The organism is uncultured Endozoicomonas sp., assembly GCF_947495845.1.
In the GTDB taxonomy this organism is placed as follows: Bacteria; Pseudomonadota; Gammaproteobacteria; order Pseudomonadales; family Endozoicomonadaceae; genus Endozoicomonas.
Map to the genome: position 1 here is coordinate 92,747 of NZ_CANMAO010000014.1, position 21,019 is coordinate 113,765.

The window sequence follows — 21,019 nt, forward strand, 5'->3', positions numbered from 1 at the left end:
ACGTTATAACATAGCATTGGCGTTTGTGATGTCAAACAGATCAAGAACATGTACTAATCTTTATGTAAGTTTCAACGGCAGCTTTATGTGATTTGTTGGTGATTTCTAAGAAGTTAGACGCAGAAGAGGTGATAAGGATGTCAGATTCAATAGGCTCAGCAGGAAGCTCTCCCGCTTCGTTTACGAACCAAGCTCAAGGCTCTCGTGCTCAGGTGCCAGAGCTGGACGATCAGGGCAATGCAACCGATCCAACCACGGGGGTGGCCTTGAGCAAGGAGGAGTTTAACGACCTGTTAAAAGAACTAAGGATGCAGGCTGTGGAAGATTCACAGTTGGCTAAGGCGCTCAGGGAGTTGGAAGATAAGCTTGCACAGGTCTCCTCATCAGCCAATGCTGCAGATCCTGACAACTCAGATGAAGCCACCAAACCATTGGGCTCTGTTGTGACGAATGTTTTCAATGGTGGAGTCTAGTGCAGCCAAGCGTTATAAGGCATACACCCTCGTTAATCCTGAGCGGAGTCGAAGGATCAAAGCACCACACTTCGACTCCGCTCAGTGTGAACGGTATGGGTAGTATCACTCCCCTGCACTAGGACAATTTCCCGACAAAGATTCCATAATCACCATGGCAGAATCAGCTGACAGCAAACTGGCTGTCCAGCCTGCTGTGGCCAAGCCCAGCTTCCTTTCTTACTTCAATTCGAGTCGGAATCCGCTCCTTCAGAGACTCAATATGAGAGATAACCCCCACCATCTTGCCACTGGCATTCAGGCTATCCAGAGCGTTAAGGGCTGTTTCTAATGTTTCCTGATCCAGTGTGCCGAAGCCCTCATCCAGAAACAAAGAGTCAATCCGGGTTTTGTGGCTGACCAGATCAGAAAGCCCAAGTGCAAGAGCGAGGCTTACCAGAAAGCTTTCTCCGCCGGATAAGGTTTTGATGTCTCTTGCCGTTTCACCCTGCCAGGTATCCAGAACTTCAATACTCAGCTCATCATTACCCTTGCGATTCAGCAGGTAGCGGGCATGAAGCTGTTCCAGCTGCCGGTTAGCCAACAGAATAAGATGATCCAGTGTTAGCCCCTGGGCAAATTTACGGAACTTGTCGCCTTTGCTCGACCCAATCAGGCCGCTGAGTTGAGCCCACACCTGAAATGCTTCTTCCTGAGAAATAATGGTTTTGAACAGTTCACTCTGGTTGAGCCGTTTGGCTTCATTATCTTTTAACGCCTGAGAAATCTCGCCTTGCCGCTGGTTGATCAGCCGAATGCTATTTTCCTGTTCAGTCAACTGTTTAGAAACATCCTCCATTGGCGTGTCGGTATTCGCGACATCCTGATGTGCTTTTAGACTTGCTTCAGAGGCGGATAAACGACCATTGGCTTCATGCAGTTGCTGCTCCAACTGTTGTTTCAGGTTTTGCAGCGTTTGACGCTCTTCACGCTCAATGAGCGCCTGTAAAAACTGCTGGCTATCTGTGAAAGGGCTGTCTTCCAGCTTGTTTTTCCAGTTGGTAGTTGCTGTGTCCAGGCTGGTATCCAGATCAGACAACTCCAGGCTTTGCTGATGAATACTGCCGGATAACTGGCTCAGGTTCTGTTGAAGTTCATCCAGCTGTTGTTGAGAACGTTGGTTGGCAAGCTCGGCATTAGCAATCAGATCTTTGAGTCGCTGTCGTTCATCAGCTACGGTCTTTTCACCAAACAACATCTGACGCTGTTGCTGTTTGCTCTGTATCTGGCGTCGTGTCTGTTCAGTTGACTGTTGCTGTTCCTGAATTAATTGAGTGATTTTCAGTGCATCCTGATTGCTCAGTGTCATTGCTTGATTCAGCGTTTGGAATTGCTCATTCAGCGTCTTCTGTTCGGCTGAAATAGACTGCCATTGTTGCTTGTTATGCTCCTGTTGGGACAACCACGCCCATTGATCAACCGCTGTTGGCAGTTGTTCGTTCAGTTCACTGCTCAGTGTGGATGTGATTTTTGCTTCCAGCGCTTTTAGCCCTGCAGATTGCTGCTCAAACCTTTGTTGCCAGTCTATTAATTTATCCTGCCATTGCTGATGTTGTTGCGTCGCGACATCACGCTGATGATTCAGATTGTTGATATCCTGGCTTATTTTATCCAGCGTCTGCTGCTGTTGCTGTACTGTTTGATTATGCAATGTGAGTTGTTCGAGCCGTTGTTTTCGGGCTTCTCCTGCCGTTATAAATTCTGAATACAGAGCCTGATAGGCGAAAGTATCTTCTAACGGTACCGAGATCCCGGTGGATAAACAGCCTTTTTGCCACTCTGTATGCAGGTGCGCTGTGTTTTCCTGAAGCTTCTGAATTGATTGCTCATAATTTTCCGACTGCGTCTGCAGCCGGGTTGCCTCTTTACTGGCGGTTTCGCCACGATTTTTCAGTGATTCCAACTCAGTCAGTTTGGCTTGCAAGCGCCGCTCAGTCTCAGAAATATTGAGTTGCTGATAATGCTCAATAGCCGGGTGCTCTTTGGCACCACATAAAGGACAGGCGTCGCCGGGCTGAAGTTTGTCCCGATAGTCCGACAGTTTGGTTATCTGCTTTTCCTGCTCTAACAGCGCCTTTAAGTCATTGCAGTGTTGATTGGTGTCGCGATATTGATTCCGTAACGTTTCTACCTGTGCATTTTTTTCTGTGAATGCAACGCTCAGCTTGGCGTGTTGTTCCTGAGAGTGTGTTTGTTCGCTGGAGAGTTTCGCGAACTGCTGACTCAGCGTATTCAGGTTCAGGTAGTGTGGATAGTGATCATTCCAGACCTTGTGCTCAGCTTGTAATTGCTCTTCATTCTGCCCCTCCAGCAATAACTGTTTTTCACTCAGTAATGATTCGTAGTTTGAGCTTTGCTGCTGTTGGGTTTCGATCAGCGTTTGCAGTTTGTCGTTTAATTGTCCATGACTGTCAGCAAGGTTTTTTGCGTCGTTTTCAATGGAAAGAATATTTTGCTGGCTGGCCTGCGACTCTTTGCTGATGTCTTCCCGTTGTTCAAACCAGGTTCTGAGTACCGGTATGAGTTCACTCAGTTTTTCATGATGGCTATTTTGCTGCAGATACGCGGTGATTTGGTTTAATCGATCGGTTATTTTTGCCCGACTGTTTTCTTGTTGGGTGATCGCCTGTTGAATTGATGTTTGCTCATTCTTATTAGTGGCAAGTTTTGACTCAAGGTTTTGCAGCTCTTCGGTCAGCCGACGAATATCAGAATCCAGCGGATTAATTTGTTCACTGATTAAAGTTTCCGTATCGGATTGCGTTTTTCGATGGTTTTCCAGTGTCGTAAATTGCTGCTGGCGCTGTTCGCGCAATACAGCGACTTCTTCCTGTTTTTTGGCAAGCTCACTCTGGTTTCGACTCAGTGCATCGCTGAGTTGCTTTTGTTTTTCCTGCAAGCTGGTCAGACGTTCCCAGTCCGATTGCAGTTCGATGGCAGGCATCGCCTGAGCCAGGCGATCGAGCTGCTCTTGTTGTTCTGTTTGCTGTTTCAGCGCCTGACTAACGGCATCTCTTGCACTTTCTAATTCTTTTTCTTTTCGAGTTAATTGCTCGAGCCACTGCTTTTGTTCTGCAAGTTTATGGCGGTTTTCGCCAGCCTGTTGCAATTGCTCTGAGAGTTGATCACTTTCTTCTTTGAGTTCATTCAGGCGATCATCGTTTAATAATGAGACGCCATCTGCCTTTGCCTTCAGCAGACTGAGCTGTTGCTCTTCTGACTTCATGCGCTCATAAACACGACGGGAGATTTCGCCGTAGATTTCGGTGCCGGTGAGCTCCTCCAGCAGTTCTGCCCGATCATTGGCGTTAGCTTCGAGAAACGCCGCAAATCCACCCTGTGCCAACATCATGGATTTGGTGAATCGGTCAAAATCCAAACCAGTAAGCTCGCTGATTATTTTTAGTTTGTCGTTTATTCGGGTGGTGATGATGGTGCCATCACCTTTAGCTAGCTCAACCTGAGGCGCCTGCAGTTTGCCATCGGCTTTGCTACGGGCACGGCGTTGCGACCAGAATGCCCGGTACGCTTGACCTTTTACTTCAAACTCCACCTCTGCCAGAGACTCTGACGTATGTCGAGTCATTAGCTCATTATCGGAAGCTGAGATGGTGTTCAGGCGAGGCGTCTGGTGATAGAGGGCAAGGCAGATGGTATCCAGCAGTGTGGTTTTTCCGGCACCGGTAGGACCGGTGATGGCAAACAAACCGTTATCCGTAAAAGGAGACTTTTGGAAATCGATTTTCCATTCACCTTTCAGGGAGTTTAGGTTTTTCAGGCGCAGACTGAGAATTTTCATCAGACTTTCTCCTTCTGCTGTTCATCGTGCAGAGTATCAATAACGGAATAGAAGGCAGAGGTCAGTTTTTTTACCTGATCTTCCGCTATTTCTTCATGCTCCAGTCGCTGTTGAAAAACCTCTTCGACTTTTAGTTCAGCCAGTGTTTCCTGCTCGATGGTGGTGAGCGCCGCGGGTGCTTTTTCCCGCTTCTTACGAACTCTTAATAGTTCGCAGGTGCTCAGCGATTCTTTCTCCATGACCAGTTGTTCCACTCGACTTTGCAGGTCGTGGAAATACACGTCGGCGGTCACTTCAATTTCCAGCCAGGGATTTAAAGCATTTTGATCAATGGTGAGTTCATCCAGCTGATGATCAATATCGTCCAGAGAGCCTTTGATACTGATGAGCTTGCGGAATTCTGGAATGACGATCGGTTCAATACTGCTCAACTTGCCATCCTTAAAATCCACAAGCGTCACTTGTTTATCAGCACCGGCTTCATCAAAGCTTAAAGGAATCGGGGAACCGGAATAGCGAATGTGTTCTTGCCCGGCAACGACTTGAGGGCGGTGCAGATGCCCAAGGGCGATGTAATCGGCTGAGGGAAAGGCGGAAGCGGGAAAGGCGGAAAGCGTACCAATGTAAATCTCACGAACCGACTCTGTAAGTTGCCCGCCCACTGTCGTTAAATGGCCAGTGGCAATGATAGGTAATGATTGCCCGGCCAGTTTCTCGGCTTCGCGGTAGATGGTTTGGTAATGATCAGCAATGGCTTGTTGCAGCGCCTGTTGCTTACCCTCACCGGATTCTCCAGCCTGGCTTTCCAGTACATCCCGTGGTCGTACAAATGGAATGGCACAGATAACGGCGCCGGGTTCGTCGTCACTGTTGTTCAGAATTCTGACCTGATCTTCCGGGCTTGCGGTGACACCGCCCACAACAAAGGTATTCAGACAGGCCAGAAGCTCTTTCGATTCATTCAGTGTGGCAACGGAATCGTGGTTGCCACCAATAACAACCAGCTGCCGGCAGCAGGTGTTCTGCAGATTCACAATAAAGCGGCTGTATAAACCTCTGGCATAGCTCGGTGGAGTGCCGGTATCAAAGATATCACCGGCAATGATCAGCGCATCCACCTGCTTTTCGTTTGCCAGCGTAGTTAGCCAGTCCAGAAAAGCCTGGTGTTCCGCCTCCCGGCTTTTACCCATAAAGTGTTGGCCAAGGTGCCAGTCAGAGGTGTGTAAGATGCGCATGGTCAGCTTTTATAAAATAATCAGGAACTGCAAAGCTACACCAGATTCTAAAGATGTCCAATGACTAAGAAAGGGAAAGGAAACGGCCCGAATACTCAGGCCTTTGATTTATACGCGAGTGAAGGAGTGCTGCTTTCCATCGCTGCCAGAAGTCTTCTGAGTTAGGCCTAATGGAGCGTGCTTGATATACATCCTTTCACACGCAGACTTTATGGTTGCAAAGTAGCGTGGGAGAGGTTTCGGAGGTAAGGCTGGCTTGGTAGCTTTTGACTTGCGCAGTGCAGGAGTTGGCTTGCTATTGGTGGTTACTGAATAGTATTTACCGTCAAATGTTACTTTAACCGCGGCCAATTTCGGTGCTTTAACGTCTTGCGGTAGTTGGCCATTAAGCGCTTGATTGATTGACGTTACATTCATATTAAAAACCTCTCAATGGTTAAAAAATGTTATCCAGAATATTATTCAAAAAGAGGCTTGAATCGTATATTAGACGTTAGAGTTAGTATTGTTCGAGAAATACTTCTTCAGCCGCTGCCACAAAAGCCATTTCAACCAGATAATCCGGATCAGCCAGCTCCGCCTTAACACAGGCTCTGCTGGGGGCTGAGCCCTCCGGGAACCACTCATCCCAAACAGCATTCAGTGCCGGCAGATTAGCAAAATCGGTAACATAAATGGTGACGGATAATACTTTGGTACGATCGCTACCTATTTTGTGCAATGCCTCTTCCGCCTGGGCCAGAATCTGATGGGTCTGCCCGGTGATATCTGCACTGGTATCCGAATCCGCTACTTCAACGAAATGGGCAATGCCATTAAAAATCGTAATGTCAGACCAGCGTTTGCAAGGGTTAATGCGATGGATTTTCATTTGAAATACTCGAGTAGAGCGGTAATCCCCGAGCTGTTTTCAGGTCGGGGAATTTTTCTTGATTAATACAGAACGCGACAGCGAATAGTCCCTTCAATCTGTCGTATTTCCTGCATGGCCAACTCACTGTGATCTGCATCCACATCAATGACTACATAACCAACCGCATCATTAGTTTGCAGATACTGAGCGCTGATATTGATGTTGTTGTCCGATAAAATCTGGTTAATTTTACCCAGCACACCGGGAATATTTCGGTGAATGTGCAGCAAACGGTGTTTACCCGGGTGAGCCGGTAACGCAACTTCCGGGAAATTCACTGAAGATAACGTGGTACCAATATCGCTGTACATGATAAATTTCTCAGCCACTTCCCGGCCAATGTTTTCCTGGGCTTCCTGGGTACTTCCGCCAATATGAGGCGTCAGGATGACATTGTTCAAACCTCGAAGAGGGCTCAGGAACTCATCATCATTGCCTCTTGGTTCTTCCGGGAATACATCAATGGCAGCACCCAGCAATTTACCGTTTTTAACGTATTCTGCCAGCGCATCAATTACCACCACCGTGCCCCGGGAAGCATTGATCAGGATGCTATTATCCTTCATGGCTTCAAATTGCTCTTCGCCAAACATCCATTGAGTGGCCTGAGTTTCAGGTACATGTAGGCTCACAATGTCGCACATTCCCAGCAGCGTATTCAAATCACTTATCTGAGTGGCATTACCCATGGAAAGTTTGGTGACGACATCGTAGAAGTAGACTTCCATACCCAAAGCTTCAGCCATAATGCTGAGCTGGCTACCGATGTTGCCGTAACCGATGATGCCCAGCTTTTTGCCGCGCACTTCGTGGGAATTGGTTGCCGTTTTCTTCCAACCACCCTGATGAGCCAGAGTGCTTTTTTCTGGAATACCCCGGAACAGCATGATCGCTTCTGCCAGCACCAGCTCTGCCACAGAACGGGTATTGGAATAGGGGGCATTAAAGACCGGAATACCCCGACGAGTAGCCGCAGGCAGTTCAACCTGATTCGTGCCGATGCAGAAGCAACCGACCGCACAAAGCTTTTTCGCGGCGTCAAAAATTTCATCGGTGAGTTGTGTACGGGAACGGACACCTACAAAACGGGCATCAGCAATACGCTCTTTCAACTCTTCCGGTGGGAGAGAGGTGGTTACGTAGTCGATATTGGAATAGCCCGACGCTTTGAGAAGATCGACAGCGGACGGATGGACTCCCTCAAGAAGGAGAAAACGAATCTTGCTCTTATCCAGTGATATTTCGGGCATATCAGTCTCTGTATTGCAGTGAAACCAGTTTTACTTTTTATGTATGCCAGGCTGAGCCAGGAAGAACCGCTATTATCGACCAAGTCTCCAACCTATGCCGATAAGTGCTGTTTGGCGCTTACCGGCGGCACATCATAGCATAGGCAGTATGGGTTGGAATGGCTCGGATGGGGGAATCGTAATAACTTCCCGTTGTCCGTTATCCGTTATCCGTAGTCCGTTGCCTGTTATCCTTAAAAGCACAAGCAGCAAGGCTTTTGCGGATAACGGATAACGGTTCCGGCTAAATATGGAAGTTATTTTGTGACAGTTCCTAAATACCCATGCTGGATAAAGTAACCATGACTTGCCGGATGGCCTGAGTTAAGGAGGGATGGTCTTCGCTGAACCGGATGGCTTCCTGCTCCAGCTGATCATTAAAGCTCTGCACCGGAATTTTACCCTCGGCCTGAGCAACAGCAATATGAATGTCTTCAGTAATTTGTTTCAGGGTGCCGGCAGTACACTCATCTACCGGGGCGTCTGCCAGCGCATCGTGCAGGCTCTGGATATTAATACGCAGTTCATCTGACATAAGATGCTCCTTCACCTGAGCAGTGGCTGCGAGGAATAAAAAATTCTGCATCAGGCATACATATATTACTACAGTGTACTGGGCTGTGTTGGCAAGGGTTGGTCGCCAAAACCTGTCCTGACGTTTATTCCGGTAATGCTTTCGCAGTCGTATGTTATGCAGAGAAACTATTCGACGCTTTAATTACTTTGGAATGCATGGGAAAATCTTTTTCAGAACAGGGATTCAGTGCGCTTTTGTTTAAGCTAGCAGAGGCTAAAATAGTGCCTTTGGTTTGATAATAAAGTAAATACAGCAAGGCAAATAATGATCGTCCAAGTGACTATATCAAGCGTTAAGTATCCGACCACTAAGCCAGAAAATATGGTTTCGTATAGTTGGGTACTCATAAACGTTTAAGTGCTCATTATTGGACCTAACAAAGGATTTACTATGAAGTACAGGCATCGCTGGATCAGTGGTGATCGTATTGATCTTCCATCAGGCAAGGTGGTTTGTGTAGGTCGTAATTATGCGGCGCATATTCAGGAATTAAATAATCCTCTTCCAGATGATCCGGTGCTTTTTATTAAACCCGGGACGTCTATGATCAATATGGATCAGCCACTTCTTCTGCCTAAAAATCGTGGCGAGGTTCACCATGAATTAGAAATCAGCTTGCTGATCAAAGAAACACTGAAAGATGCCAGTGAGAAAGAAGCAACAGACGCCATCATGGCCATTGGTCTGGCTTTGGATTTAACACTTCGTGATCTTCAAAAGCAGCAAAAATCCAAAGGGCTGCCTTGGGAAGTCGCTAAAGCGTTTGATAACAGCTGCCCATTATCAGGGTTCGTTGCTGTTGAGCATGTGAAAGATCCAGCCAATCTTGAGTTCTCCCTGAAAGTGAATGATGAGCTTCGCCAGCAGGGCACGACTGAGCATATGATGACTTCCATTCCTGGGTTGTTGAGTTATATCAGCCGGCATTTTACCTTGATGCCAGGCGATATTATCTTGACGGGCACACCGGCGGGTGTTGGGCCATTAGTTGCCGGTGATGAACTTGAGTTGAGCTTACACGGTACATTCACTGCACAGGCTCGCTGTATCTAACGTGCGTCATGCTCAAGTCCTGAGAAATAATTCAGATATCAATAAGGTACGAAATTTTCTCAGGATTCGATAACGTGGCAACACCAGACACAAATTTAGGGCTCACTATTCTGTTGGCGGAAGATAATCCGGTGAATCAGATGGTCACCGGCAAGCTATTGGAAAAACTGGGCTGTCATCATGTGGTAGCCAATAACGGTCTTGAATGTTTGGAACGGTTGAAAGACGATCAGTTTGATCTGATTCTCATGGATTGTGTGATGCCAGAGATGGATGGTCTGGAAGCCACCCGCCGTATTCGGGCTTCCAGCAGTCATTGTGCCAATATTCCCATTATTGCCCTGACCGCCAGTGCCATGGAATCTGATCGTCAAACCTGCATGAATGCAGGCATGGATGATTATGCGGATAAACCGATCGATATGGGCAGAATGAAAACACTGTTAACTGAATGGGCTCAAAGAATTAACCCCGAATCCTGATCGTCCGGCCTCCGCGATCAATTGCCACAAACACCATAGTGGCTTCAGTCAGTTTTTCCCAGCCTTCGTGATTTTCGATCCAGCCTTCGACCACGACCTTAATGGATGTTTTACCAATCTCGGTAACCCGGGTGAAAAAGCCCACTAAATCCCCAGCCTGAACCGGGCGCATAAAACTCATACTGCCGATACTGACCGTGACCACCCGGGAACCATTGGAGGCCTTTCTGGCGCAGACCTCTCCGGCCTGATCCAGCTGCATGGCAACCCAGCCTGCAAATACATCGCCACTGCTGTTCAGTGAACGATGATCCGCCAGTAATTTCAGTGTCATTTCGCCCTGAGGAGTGGGCGCATTGTCCAGATGATTGCTGCCTGCGCTCATTAGGTACTCCAGCGTTATTATTTTTCTATAAACGACAGCGAGATTTTAACGGTATCAGCGGCAAATTTCAGCTGATCTCCGATTAAAAAATATAAACGATGTTTTCAAATTTTAGATAGAAACAGGAAAGGCAATGATCATTGAACTATCTTTGGACAGATATCGTACTTCATCAGACGTATATAGAGGTGAATTCTCATGTCATTTTCCTGGGTACTGGTGGCTGATAACAGTCAAGCCAGCGTCTATCGTTTTGATCGTCACAAGCATGAACTCATATTGGTGGATCATATCGACCACGAAGAAGGCCGTTGGAAGAACAGCGAGTTTGTTACCGCAAGCCCCGGTATGTCCGTAGGCTCTTCTGTGGGTGGCAATGTTCGCCAAGTGGGTACCGATCACTCACCCAAAGAACATGAATCTATTAACTTTGCCCACTTGCTGGCTAAATCGGTCAACCATGCCCACGATTTGCATCAGTTTGAGACATTGAGGGTCTGTGCACCACCAGGATTGCTTGGTGAGTTATTACCTCTGATCAGCAGCCACGTCCCGTTGGGAGAGCACATTAATAAAGATCTGATTCATGAGAGCCCTGATGAGCTACTCAAGCGATTAACTGAATTACATTAAGAGGTGCTGTCATGAATCGTTACAGAGAACTTGAAGAGCTGGATATCGAGTTTCAGGAGGCCGAGAGTGCCTGGCTGGAAGCTAAAGATGATGATGAATTGTCTGAACAGGATAGACAGTCATTTTTGAGTAAATTACATACTTGCCTTGAAAAGAGAAAGGCGCATATCACAAAGCATTGGCATGATCCGGCATATTACGACAATGGGCGTTTAATAGTCGACTGATCAGGAGTTAAGACATGAAGTACCTTCACACTGTCGCTATCGCTGCCTTGATCCTGTTTGTCAGTGGATGCGCTGTTAAGCCGGATGTCAGTTGGGATTACAACCATCAGGTTGATTGGTCTGCGCTGAATAGCTGGGCATGGTTTAGCGCTTCTGGAGACGAAAAGAACAATCGTATTTTGAGTCTGATGGCGCAGAGAGTTCACGATCAGGTGTCGCAGGATCTTGCAGGAAAAGGGTTAAAGCAGGTGCCAGCAGACAAAGCTCAGTTGTGGCTTAGCTGGGGCTTCACCGAAAAATCGAAACTTCAGAGCCAATCCTATGGCGGAGGGTTTTACTATGCGCCCTACCCTTGGTACATGAGCAACTGGCCGTCGGAAGTGGTGGTGAACAGTTACGAAGTGGGCAGGCTGACTTTAAACGTCATTGATCCCACAAATCGAAGGGTGATATGGCAGGGGATTGCCAGTCAGAGGCTGACGTCAGATATGTCACCAGAAGAGCAGAAAGAATACATCAGTAAGTCAGTGGATAGTTTGCTGGCTAAATTCCCGCCACCAGAAAACTACATACCTTCCCAGCAGTAATCGTATCTTGGAGGTGCTTTATCGAAAGCACTTCCAAGACTACCGAATCGATACTTAACGATAATTGCTGAAAATCCTCTCAACAGTACCATCGCTGTTCATGCTATTCAGGGCAGCTTGCAGACGATTAACGACGTCATCGGGAACAGAGGGATTCAGTGCCAGATAGTCGTTGGTAGAGCCCACTTCAAATACAGGCTTGATGGTGGGAATGCCTTCCTTCTGAGCATAGTAATAGCCGCTGAATTCGCCAGTCACCCAAAGATCTGCCTGACCACGGCTCAGTTTATGAGCATTGGCATCTTCTTTCAGGTTTTCTTCAAACTGAATATTGCTTTTCTTCAGCAGGTTAGTGACAGCGTGGCCTTTAACACTGACCACTTTGTACTTGTTCAGATCCTTCAACGTCTTGATATTCACTTTCTTATCGGACATGGCAAATACTTTGTATTTGTTGACGATCAGTGGACCAACCCATTTGAATTTGCTTTCACGCTCTGGCAAACGGGCGGTTGAGAATACGGCAAAATCTTTGCTATTCACTGCCAGGTCGTACACTTTGCTCCATGGGAAGCGCAGCGTCATGGTGTAGTCAATCTTTGCCCGGCTCATCATTTCCCGCACGATGTCGGTGGAGATGCCATCAATCTGGTTGTCGCGCGCAAAGTTCTTGTCCGCCACACTCATGTTAAATGGTGGATAGTTCTCGGTGAGAATGGTCAGCTTGAAATTATCGAGCGAGGTCGCAGATGCAGCCATAGCGGTTGAAGAAAAGCTGGCCATAAAAGCCAGAGCAGAAAGGCATAGAGGCCGGGCAAGGCCGGTGAGTCGCTTAAACATACTACTGAAGCTCCGTGGGGCTTTATTGTTATGGCGAGTGAGGTGATCGTCATTGTCAGCAACGATATATACTTAAATAAAAACTGTCGTGCAATACGAATAAGCAGTTTATTCAGTTTCTTGGGTAATAATTCAACATTTCTTTGATGTTAGTAGCGTTGAACGGATTAACGGCTTTGAAGGGTAATGATGCTAATCAAATCGACAATGCCCGATTTACTGGTCAATGCGTGCTAAATCACTGCGCTTGTTACTTGGGTCGACAGTCGGTTTATCCACGCCGTGTTGAAAAAAATAATATAGGGCTTGACTCATCAGAGGGAAATCCGTTTAATACGCCTCGCACAACAAGTTGTGCATTGCCTGGGTAGCTCAGTTGGTAGAGCAGCGGATTGAAAATCCGCGTGTCGGTGGTTCGATTCCGCCCCTAGGCACCAATAAAATCAAAGGGTTACGAGAAATCGTAACCCTTTTTTTTGCTCTGGGGTCAGTTCTGGGGTCAGTTTCATTTTCGGGACAACGATTTTTTTCAGTAGAGCGGGGAAAAAATAATTTTATTTTTCAGGGTACTTTTGTGTCAATTTGCTCGAATTTCTCAGCCTAGTGTGCAAAATAATTATCGAAACAACCTCCCTCCAGAACTCCGCCATCAAAAAACCAGCAAATATAAGAAATCACAATCAGCGTGAAAATCGGTCTTGGTTGGAAAGTGTTTAGTGTCGTCTACTTAGCTATTTTTTTCAGCCAATTATACCAATGGCGTTTTTAAATTTTAGAGCGAGCAAGATATTTTGGACGACTGGGCAATACCCACAGGGCATAAAGGCGAAGCGACGAGTCATAGCCTTTACGCCCAGTGGGTGGTAGCTATGCCGAGGAACTTCAACGCAGATCCAGTCGGTCGAAATAGCTGCGCAGCCCATAATTTAAAAACAGAATTGGTATTAGGTCGTTAATCCCAACGGGAGTGGCGACGGTGATGATCAGGCGTGGATGGGCCACTCTTCGAGAGCAAAACATCTAGCAGTAGGGGGTTGCTGAAGCAAAATTATGGACGGCTTTTTGAAAACGTAATTTGCATCAGCAAGACCTGCCAAACCAATTGTGGCACTGAGCCGGAAAGAGTGAGTGTGTTCTAGAATCAGTGCTCGGGTGATACAGAAGTACCCGAGCATGATTATATTAGAACTGCATTCGGTTCTCCCCTATCCATTAAACTGGCTACCCAGGCCTTCAATCATGGGGAGCACACTGTTAGCTGGCCACCCTCTCATTTTAACTGAGTAGTTTTCCCGTTCAGGGATAAAACCCTTCCTTTCGTAACGTCGCAGAGTCGATTCAGAAATGCCGGCCAGAGTCGCAAACTCCTTGATCTTGATGTAGCCAACGCCCAGTAAAGCTTGATTCATTATTTCCTCCCTGGGCATTTCTTCCTTCTTATTGCACATCTGTAAAGGAGGGCTGTATAGAAAATTGGAAGGAGGCTTCACTGCCTGAACTGTGTCGTTTGTCTTTACGGCTTCTGTTAGCAGGTTGTTTTTTACCAGCTTGTCGTTCTTGTTCTTCATGCTCATGTCCTTGAGTTTGTTGGATGGATGTAGCTTGTCTTTAGTATTCGGATGGTTAATTATCGTAGTATTAAAGTACATCTCAAGCCGTAAATGCTAACTTAACACTGTGCTTTACAGATTAAAAGGGTATTTTCGCATAAATATACAATTTATTTTTAAGTGAGGGTGACGAGCCATGTATTACTATTATTATTATTACGGTGACTTCTATAGTGGAGAGCCTGACTTTAGCACCTTCTCAAAGCGAGTTTTCTATGTTCTTGGCAATAGAAAACTGCACCCTTGGTGTGCGACGCTGGGTTTGTCCAAAGGCGCTGCCGACTCAATAAGGGCCGATGTGATACCCGGTCCTGGCATTCTATTGGGAATTCATCGGCAGGAGCGCGTTAATATCAGCTGGCTGCTGTCAGGGGAAGGAAAGCCTTTTATTATCGACCGAGTTGATACGGAACAAGCCTTTCTCGACCTGTTTTCCAAGGCAATGGCTAGACCAGATGGGTATGACCCCAAAGCTGACACCTGGGCACGAAAAATTTACCTCTGTCATGATAAAAAAAGATTGCTTATCGCAATCGCTAAACCCAATGCGACCTACATCCATAGAACCAGAAAAAATGAGACAGAGGTCAAGTATACAAAATGGGCGTTAATTCATGGCCCTTTCAGCGAAGCGCTTTTTCGTCTTATTGCTGATCAGTTCTCACTGACGAAGTCTATGAAAAGTGTCGAGTGGTTTGTATCGGCGATGCCTCAAGATGCAATGGGTTCAATGATCTCCGGTGAATATGGACCAGTTGTGCAATTCGGAGACGGGAAAAAACAGCCCCCAAAAGCCAGTATTGTACCTGTCACGGATATAGAAGTAGAGCTGCAGCCATTGAGGGAAACGTTGCACCAGCGGGTAGTTGTCAAAGAAATGGTTTACAACCAAGGCGGCTCTATAGATTTGATGACGGATGTTGCTAAACGTCTTGAGCTGCACAGGAACATGAGTGGCGATCTGATGCAGTTTGAAGAGCGGTGGCGTGTGTATAAACATATATACGACTATTGTGCTCGAAAAGGAGTCGCTCCCAATGAAATTGATGATAGCACTATCTCGAACTTCCTTGAGGTCTTGCTCTGACTATAAGACAGCCGGGCTTGAGAGCGCAGGCGGAGCAGTCACTTCTCCTGAACCGGCGGCTTAGGATTAGCCTCCGGCTCCTTCTTAGTCGCTGACTTGCCTTTGAATTGGCGGAAGGCATTGAAGTGATTTGTTTGAGTATTGAGGAAACGCTGCGAAATTTCATTAATTGTCATGCTAAGACCCTGATGCAGCCTTTGTTGATCGGCTATTTCCGCGTTTACCGACTGAGCCAGAGCGGTTAAATACTTTTTCAGCCACTCTGGATATTCAACGGGAAATTCTGGGGATGCCATAGGCGCTGCAGAAGTGAATTCTGATAAGTGCACCTTAGATGCAGGCTTAGCCAGCTGCTCCACAAACTGGGCGCCTTTGGATGCAGCCCATTCGTTGACTCTGAAATCAGCAATTTTTAACAGGCCCCGGTGCAGTTTGGTATCGTGACTATACCCGGTTTTTGCTGCCAGCTGAGCCCAAGAATATTGGCGCCCCAAAGCGGACGCTTTAATCCCGCCTTTTACAAAAATCCCATAATGGAACCGTAAGCCAAGAACGCGACCGCCGGACTGAATGTTGGCGCTGAAGCCAATTTTCTTCTTTCTTAAAGAGGTAAGAAACTGTGAGAATTTCTTGCCATTTGGAGAAGACTGACACTCAGCGATCGCTTCGTTGATCAGTTTTCTTAGTCGCTCTTTACACGACGGTTCTCCTGTACGTTCACACATACGAGACTCAGGTTTTGTTGGGTTGGTGCCGTCAGGTAATCGGTCAGGGTCACTGTCTGCACAGGCTTTTCTCTTTTCTACCCTGACTAAATCATACTTTAGCTCCAATGCCTCCATTGCGTGTTCCCAGGCTCTAAAGTCCTGGTGTAGATTAAAAATTCGGCCTCTCTCATTCACGGTTGCGTATAAAAGATGCACATGCAGGTGCTCTTTATCGCCATGGACTACAAACAATGTTGGCCTGTCACCGGTGGCAACAGCTCTGAGTGCTTCTCTCGCAATTTTGCATGCTGTGTGCGCATTCACCTTCTGTTTATCCCGTGGGTGAAAACTCACGACACGGTGCTCCCAGTTAAATTGCGGAGGCGCTTGCCCCGGGCGGTTCCTGAGGTTCCACGCTTTTACTTGGTTAAGAAAATGTTTTGCAGCCGATTTTGGCGCGTCGCTAAAGCGAACTGGCAACGCATGATCCGTCTCGATGTGCAGAATTCGCTCGTGATCAGACGACTTTTTCAGTTTCTTCACGTCAATGTCAGTCACTTTCGCATCAGGGTCTAGCATGTAACGGACTACAGCCACGCCTTTTGATAAGCTTCCGGTTAGCTTCGCATCACTGATCACGGTTTATAACGTACCGTATAAATTCGTCTACTGCTTCTATGACGATTTGCAAATATACGTCATCAGGTCTGGAGTTATTATTCACCTTTTTCACGAGTAAATTGAGCCGATTGCCAATTTCTGAAATAAGCTTCAACTGCTCCCGCTCAAATTCGGAAACGGGGGGAGGTAGTTCTGTATGATCGACTTTCGCTAAAATAAACTCCGACATCGATGAGTTGAGTGCTTCTGCTGTTGCCTTTATTTCGGCTTTCTTTTCTAGACTGACTCTTATTTGAATTTGAGTCTGTTTGATGCTTTCCATATCAATATTCCGGTTAATAAAAAAAGGGTACAGGAATAGAAATGGGGAAAACGTTAAAAGAAATTTTTTTCTGAAATTCGTCTAACGGCAATATGATTTTATATGGTTGGGTGCTTAGCACAGAGAATTCGTCGAATGGGGCAGTGGCGTTGTACTTTGCGACAAGTGCCTCGCTCTATACGACGAGCCATAGTGGTGATCTGCTTTTAACTGTAAGTAAGCACTTATGGAGATTTCTTTGGATAATGGTTGCGATAAAGAAAGAATAAAAGCGCTTTTACCTGCGGCGGAGTGAAACGACGCCGCTCTCCCAGAGTGCGAGTGCACTCTCAGTTAGCCGCAAAGTAATGTCATGACATTACTTTGCCCTTGCTTGCACCCCCGATTTTAAACATGTCAGCAGAATCAAGTTCAATTAATCGTCGATGTGTTGCAACAATTCGCCGGGATCGCAGCCAAAATACTTACAGAGAGCGTCAACCACATTTAACGAAAAGTTTGCGCCTGGCGAATTTGCCAAGCGATTCACCGTTGCCCGGCCAATACCGGTTTCCTGGGCAACAAGATCCAAATTGATCTTTCTTTTCTCTTTAAACGCCTTGTCATCCAGAAACTGACGAAATCGTATTCTGATCATTAATCATCGTTATCCTTAACCATTTGTCATTATTTATCATAAAGAGATGTGAGTTGATTTGACAACTGTGAATGGAGCGCTAAATTGAAAATATATGATCAATATTTATAAACCAATTATTTAATTAATACAATTTAATGGGTTTCGACGTTAAAAGCATCATACAAGGAATGTAATATGGCCCAGGAAAGAAGTACTCATAAGAGCGTTATAAAAGCCCCTGCATCGCTTGAGCATGCTCGCTCAGTCATCAAATCTGACCCTATTCTCTCAAAAGAATATTGCGATAAGTTAAACGGGCAGCTTAATGATCTCAGGGTAAGAATGAAAGACAAAATTTACTGGAAGTGCCCTATTCCTCAACATGAGCCATTTCCTGCCCCGACGAAAGACCGAAGGTCTAAAGGTGATTGCGCCGGTTCGCGCTGCCCATTGTGCGCCGCTATTTCGTATTCTCCTATTCAGGCATCTATCACAGAATGCTTGAGATATTTGCTGAGAGTGCATCGATATACAGTGCTTTCTCGAGAAAAAGTCATGGGTCACGAGGCTGATATCTACATACCTGATTTATGCTGCATCATTGAAGTGGATGGCCACCCATTTCATGATCGAGCCGACAAAATTGAAAAAGACTTAACAAAAAGTAACGCCTGGTATGATCAGTATCGCGTCATCAGGCTCCGGGATGACAGGCTGCAGTCTGACGCATCGCCCCACGACATCGTTTGTGTCGATCGAGTAGAAATCAACAACCTTGAATCATGTTGCCTGAGTGTCATAAGAGCTATGCAAAAAGGGCTGGAGATAAACGACCAGCGACTTAACGAGCTCTTAGAAAGCATCACCAAGAAGGGCTTTGCTGAAGGTGAACTGGCTCAGTTTTATTACACTCAGCCTTCTCCGCCAGCAGGAAATAGCCTTGCTGACAAACACCCAAACCTTGCACGGTACTGGTCACCTTTCAATTCACTAGGGCCAGAGCATTTTTACCCCGCGAGCAATATGATGGCAAACTGGTTGTGCCCGCTGTGCGGTGATGACTATCCTCAGCAAATCGCCCAGAGAGTAAAGGTTGATAATCGAACTGGGCTACCACGGTTAACCCATCGTGAATGCTGTCAAAAAATCCGCTACGCAGCCAATGCTGATGAAATCCGGGCGTGGATTCTCAAGCCCAGAGGTGGGGCTACGTTACCCAAGGCGTTGAGAAATAGGATGAAATGATCGCAGGTCGGTAACACGCAGAATTACCGACCTATGTGGTTTCGCAACAGCCTCGAAGGCGGGAATCCACAACAGCAGTGGATCTCCGCCTTCGCGGAGATGACGATGGCATGATCCTCCCTTCCACTTCCCTAACAGCGACATGCAGACAGCCTCAGATTTTCTGATACCATAAAGCAGCGAATACAAAGAACATTGGTAGGCAAGCAGGCATGATAATAGACACCAGTTTTTTCAAGCGCTGTATCGAGATACTGGCTAGAGCCTCTTCCATGGTCACTCAGGTTGAAGAGAACAGTATTGAGTATGAAATGTACCGTTCAGCCTGTATTAAAGAGTTTGAAATCATACTGGAACAGGCCGGCAAACTATTGCGCAAATGCCTGAAAGACTTTGCGCACAGCCCTAAAGCCGTTGACCGCATGGTATTTAAAGAAGCATTCCGCCAGGCCGCACAACACGATCTATTAACTCTGGAGCAGGCAGAACGCTGGCTTCAGTATCGCGACAATCGTGACAACACCGCTAACGACTACGGCAAAAAATTTGCTGAATACACCTTGCAGTTAATGCCCGACTTTATAAAAGACGCAACCGCTTTAGAGCAGTCAATCAGTCAACATACCCGGAGGTTGGCAGATGATTGACCTGAGAGAAAAAGACCGTGAAGCCATTTGTGAGATTGCAGAAAAGGTATTTACAGAAGGTGCCGAAATTTGGGCATACGGCAGCCGGGTGAAAGGAGCCAATCACGACACCAGTGATCTGGATTTAGTGGTGCACTTCCCACCGGCACAGGATAAAGGCGATGATTACGAGCAACTGTCTTTATTTCTAGAAGCGCTGCGGGATTCCAATATCCCAATCATTGTTCAGGCTCAGGCCTGGCACAGTATCCCAGAGCAATTCCGAACCAATATATTGTCGAATTATCAGGTGCTTTGGAAATACCGTAATCAGTAATCAGTAATCCGTAATCCGTTGACCGTAAAAGCCCAAACATAAACGCTTTACGGAAAACGGAAAACGGAAAACGGAAAACGGAAAACGATCACTAAAAGAACAAGCCGCCAAACCCGGTTTTCTTCTTTTTAATATCAACACTACCATCTAATCAAAATACTTAAGAATTCAGGAAGAGCTATGGCAAACCTCATTGTCCGCAATATAGATGAAAGCATTGTCGATGCCTTGAAAGCCCGTGCCGGAAAGCATGGTCGCAGTGCTGAAGCTGAGCACCGTCGAATTCTCGAGGCGGCCCTGTCGAAACCGACGAAAAGATCCTTGATCGACATTTTAAAAAGCATTCCGGAAGTAGGAGAAGATAGCGACTTTCAGCGTATCAATGATGACCGGGGCGATCGTGATGTATTTAATTGATACCAATGTCATTAGTGAACCGAGAAAAAAAACAACGCAAACCCTGGTATAACCTCTTTTTTTGAGAATGCAGAGCGGCAGGCAGCTCAACTATTTTTGAGCGTGATTACCCTCGGAGAACTTCGGCGCGGCGTCGAAAAAATCAGGCATCGAAGTGATCATCAGCAGGCAGAACAGCTGGAAGTATGGCTGATGAAGTTAGTCGGTGAATACGAACATCGAATTCTCCCATTTGGCTCGACGGAAGCGCAGGTTTGGGGCAGATTACGAGTGCCAAATTACGAAAATGCCATTGACAAACAGATTGCAGCGACAGCATTAGTATACGATTTAACCGTTGTCACCAGAAATATCGACGATTTTAAGGGAGCCGGAGTAAAGCTCTATAACCCATTCAGTGCATGATGAAATGCCTGATCCTTCAAGACAGAAGAAAACAACGGCCGGTAAAGAGATCGATTCGACAATACAGCAGTTGGAACTGGCACATGAAACCGATATAAGGAGATAGCGTGAAAGAAATGGAGTGCTGCATAACCCGCCACATCTGTGAAAACCGCTGGCAAATGCCACCACAAAAAGTATTTACCGCAAGAAGATGAAAAATTTACACAAGTGACTACTTTTATAGTGTCGTGTAAACTACGCGCCCAGAAAATTTGAATTTACCGGCAAGCCGCGCTGCAAGGGCAGGAGTGCAAAACCGGTAAAGTTATCCACAAAGCTGTTTCAATAAAAAGCTTAAATTGATGGGCGGTAGCGTGCTTTTTTTTGAAAAAATGCTCGCATTCTAGATAAAACACAACAAAATCACGGCAAACGGCAAACGGCAAACGGCAAACGGCAAACGGCAAACGGCAAACGGCAAACGGCAAACGGCAAACGGCAAACGGCAA

The 21,019-nt window shown here is 46.5% G+C and carries 24 protein-coding genes and 1 tRNA gene; 13 read left to right on the forward strand and 12 right to left on the reverse strand.

Annotated elements, in window-relative coordinates; all coding sequences use genetic code 11:
- Nucleotides 1–137: 137 nt before the first annotated feature.
- Nucleotides 138–473 (forward strand): hypothetical protein, encoded by a 336-nt coding sequence (locus Q1B11_RS11175; protein ID WP_299732288.1) that lies wholly within the window; start codon nucleotides 138–140, stop codon nucleotides 471–473.
- Nucleotides 474–636: 163 nt separating this feature from the next.
- Here the strand turns inward: Q1B11_RS11175 and Q1B11_RS11180 are convergent, their stop codons facing one another.
- The 5 genes from Q1B11_RS11180 to Q1B11_RS11200 form a co-directional block, all read right to left on the reverse strand.
- Nucleotides 637–4,311 (reverse strand): AAA family ATPase, encoded by a 3,675-nt coding sequence (locus tag Q1B11_RS11180; protein WP_299732291.1) that lies wholly within the window; start codon nucleotides 4,309–4,311, stop codon nucleotides 637–639.
- The gene (sbcD, locus tag Q1B11_RS11185; RefSeq protein ID WP_299732295.1) at nucleotides 4,311–5,546 is read right to left on the reverse strand and encodes an exonuclease subunit SbcD; all 1,236 of its coding nucleotides are present in this window, start codon (nucleotides 5,544–5,546) and stop codon (nucleotides 4,311–4,313) included. The genes Q1B11_RS11180 and sbcD overlap by 1 nt, the downstream gene beginning before the upstream one ends.
- Nucleotides 5,547–6,045: 499 nt before the next feature.
- Nucleotides 6,046–6,417 (reverse strand): RidA family protein, encoded by a 372-nt coding sequence (locus tag Q1B11_RS11190; protein WP_299732297.1) that lies wholly within the window; start codon nucleotides 6,415–6,417, stop codon nucleotides 6,046–6,048.
- A 62-nt stretch (nucleotides 6,418–6,479) separates the two neighbouring features.
- A complete protein-coding gene (serA, locus tag Q1B11_RS11195) occupies nucleotides 6,480–7,709 on the reverse strand; it encodes a phosphoglycerate dehydrogenase (RefSeq protein ID WP_067517529.1) in 1,230 nt (409 codons plus the stop codon).
- A 313-nt stretch (nucleotides 7,710–8,022) separates the two neighbouring features.
- Entirely contained in the window at nucleotides 8,023–8,283 is a 261-nt protein-coding gene (locus Q1B11_RS11200; RefSeq protein WP_067517530.1) for a DUF4404 family protein, read from the reverse strand.
- A 432-nt stretch (nucleotides 8,284–8,715) separates the two neighbouring features.
- Between Q1B11_RS11200 and Q1B11_RS11205 the strand changes: the two genes are divergently transcribed.
- On the forward strand, nucleotides 8,716–9,378 hold the full coding sequence (locus Q1B11_RS11205; RefSeq protein WP_299732312.1) for a fumarylacetoacetate hydrolase family protein: 663 nt from the start codon (nucleotides 8,716–8,718) through the stop codon (nucleotides 9,376–9,378).
- Nucleotides 9,379–9,452: 74 nt separating this feature from the next.
- The gene (locus tag Q1B11_RS11210) at nucleotides 9,453–9,860 is read left to right on the forward strand and encodes a response regulator (RefSeq protein WP_299732315.1); all 408 of its coding nucleotides are present in this window, start codon (nucleotides 9,453–9,455) and stop codon (nucleotides 9,858–9,860) included.
- On the opposite strand, the gene Q1B11_RS11215 is transcribed toward Q1B11_RS11210, so the two are convergent.
- Entirely contained in the window at nucleotides 9,844–10,245 is a 402-nt protein-coding gene (locus Q1B11_RS11215) for a hotdog domain-containing protein (protein ID WP_067517536.1), read from the reverse strand. The two genes, Q1B11_RS11210 and Q1B11_RS11215, sit on opposite strands and share 17 nt — an antisense overlap.
- A gap of 198 nt (nucleotides 10,246–10,443) precedes the next feature.
- On the opposite strand from Q1B11_RS11215, the gene Q1B11_RS11220 reads away from it, so the two are divergent.
- Genes Q1B11_RS11220 through Q1B11_RS11230 form a run of 3 tightly spaced genes read left to right on the forward strand, consistent with a single transcriptional unit; the run spans nucleotide 10,444 to nucleotide 11,692 of the window.
- Nucleotides 10,444–10,878, forward strand: coding sequence for a host attachment protein (locus Q1B11_RS11220; RefSeq protein WP_299732320.1), 435 nt, complete (start codon nucleotides 10,444–10,446; stop codon nucleotides 10,876–10,878).
- Nucleotides 10,879–10,889: 11 nt separating this feature from the next.
- Nucleotides 10,890–11,105: a hypothetical protein gene (locus tag Q1B11_RS11225; RefSeq protein ID WP_299732323.1), complete on the forward strand. Its 216-nt coding sequence runs from the start codon at nucleotides 10,890–10,892 to the stop codon at nucleotides 11,103–11,105.
- 14 nt (nucleotides 11,106–11,119) lie between these two features.
- Complete coding sequence (locus Q1B11_RS11230) at nucleotides 11,120–11,692, forward strand: DUF4136 domain-containing protein (RefSeq protein WP_299732326.1); 573 nt, start codon at nucleotides 11,120–11,122, stop codon at nucleotides 11,690–11,692.
- A gap of 54 nt (nucleotides 11,693–11,746) precedes the next feature.
- Here the strand turns inward: Q1B11_RS11230 and Q1B11_RS11235 are convergent, their stop codons facing one another.
- A complete protein-coding gene (locus tag Q1B11_RS11235; protein WP_299732329.1) occupies nucleotides 11,747–12,532 on the reverse strand; it encodes an ABC transporter substrate-binding protein in 786 nt (261 codons plus the stop codon).
- Nucleotides 12,533–12,893: 361 nt separating this feature from the next.
- Here Q1B11_RS11235 and Q1B11_RS11240 point away from each other — a divergent pair.
- Nucleotides 12,894–12,969, forward strand: a tRNA-Phe gene (locus Q1B11_RS11240).
- A 768-nt stretch (nucleotides 12,970–13,737) separates the two neighbouring features.
- On the opposite strand, the gene Q1B11_RS11245 is transcribed toward Q1B11_RS11240, so the two are convergent.
- A complete protein-coding gene (locus Q1B11_RS11245) occupies nucleotides 13,738–14,100 on the reverse strand; it encodes a MerR family DNA-binding transcriptional regulator (protein WP_299732332.1) in 363 nt (120 codons plus the stop codon).
- Nucleotides 14,101–14,278: 178 nt separating this feature from the next.
- Here Q1B11_RS11245 and Q1B11_RS11250 point away from each other — a divergent pair, with 178 nt between their 5' ends.
- Nucleotides 14,279–15,229, forward strand: a complete 951-nt coding sequence (locus Q1B11_RS11250; protein ID WP_299732335.1) for a hypothetical protein — start codon at nucleotides 14,279–14,281, stop codon at nucleotides 15,227–15,229.
- A gap of 38 nt (nucleotides 15,230–15,267) precedes the next feature.
- Here Q1B11_RS11250 and Q1B11_RS11255 read toward each other — a convergent pair whose 3' ends face one another.
- The 3 genes from Q1B11_RS11255 to Q1B11_RS11265 form a co-directional block, all read right to left on the reverse strand.
- Nucleotides 15,268–16,575 carry a relaxase/mobilization nuclease domain-containing protein gene (locus tag Q1B11_RS11255; RefSeq protein WP_299732338.1) on the reverse strand — a complete coding sequence of 436 codons (1,308 nt, stop codon included), beginning with the start codon at nucleotides 16,573–16,575 and terminating at the stop codon, nucleotides 15,268–15,270.
- On the reverse strand, nucleotides 16,565–16,879 hold the full coding sequence (locus tag Q1B11_RS11260; RefSeq protein ID WP_299732341.1) for a hypothetical protein: 315 nt from the start codon (nucleotides 16,877–16,879) through the stop codon (nucleotides 16,565–16,567). Before Q1B11_RS11260 ends, Q1B11_RS11255 begins: the two co-directional genes overlap by 11 nt.
- A gap of 415 nt (nucleotides 16,880–17,294) precedes the next feature.
- Nucleotides 17,295–17,516 carry a helix-turn-helix transcriptional regulator gene (locus Q1B11_RS11265; RefSeq protein WP_299732344.1) on the reverse strand — a complete coding sequence of 74 codons (222 nt, stop codon included), beginning with the start codon at nucleotides 17,514–17,516 and terminating at the stop codon, nucleotides 17,295–17,297.
- 177 nt (nucleotides 17,517–17,693) lie between these two features.
- Here Q1B11_RS11265 and Q1B11_RS11270 point away from each other — a divergent pair, with 177 nt between their 5' ends.
- The 5 genes from Q1B11_RS11270 (at nucleotide 17,694) to Q1B11_RS11290 (ending at nucleotide 20,528) form a co-directional block, all read left to right on the forward strand.
- On the forward strand, nucleotides 17,694–18,743 hold the full coding sequence (locus Q1B11_RS11270; protein ID WP_299732347.1) for a zinc-ribbon domain-containing protein: 1,050 nt from the start codon (nucleotides 17,694–17,696) through the stop codon (nucleotides 18,741–18,743).
- A 212-nt stretch (nucleotides 18,744–18,955) separates the two neighbouring features.
- Nucleotides 18,956–19,390, forward strand: coding sequence for a nucleotidyltransferase substrate binding protein (locus tag Q1B11_RS11275; RefSeq protein WP_299732350.1), 435 nt, complete (start codon nucleotides 18,956–18,958; stop codon nucleotides 19,388–19,390).
- Nucleotides 19,383–19,706, forward strand: coding sequence for a nucleotidyltransferase domain-containing protein (locus tag Q1B11_RS11280; protein ID WP_299732353.1), 324 nt, complete (start codon nucleotides 19,383–19,385; stop codon nucleotides 19,704–19,706). The genes Q1B11_RS11275 and Q1B11_RS11280 overlap by 8 nt, the downstream gene beginning before the upstream one ends.
- 180 nt (nucleotides 19,707–19,886) lie before the next feature.
- Nucleotides 19,887–20,123: a DNA-binding protein gene (locus tag Q1B11_RS11285; RefSeq protein ID WP_299732356.1), complete on the forward strand. Its 237-nt coding sequence runs from the start codon at nucleotides 19,887–19,889 to the stop codon at nucleotides 20,121–20,123.
- Nucleotides 20,124–20,225: 102 nt separating this feature from the next.
- Nucleotides 20,226–20,528 carry a type II toxin-antitoxin system VapC family toxin gene (locus Q1B11_RS11290; RefSeq protein WP_299732372.1) on the forward strand — a complete coding sequence of 101 codons (303 nt, stop codon included), beginning with the start codon at nucleotides 20,226–20,228 and terminating at the stop codon, nucleotides 20,526–20,528.
- Nucleotides 20,529–20,788: 260 nt separating this feature from the next.
- Here the strand turns inward: Q1B11_RS11290 and Q1B11_RS11295 are convergent.
- Nucleotides 20,789–21,019, reverse strand: a 231-nt coding sequence (locus Q1B11_RS11295) for a hypothetical protein (RefSeq protein WP_299732359.1), incomplete at its 5' end; no start/stop codon positions are given.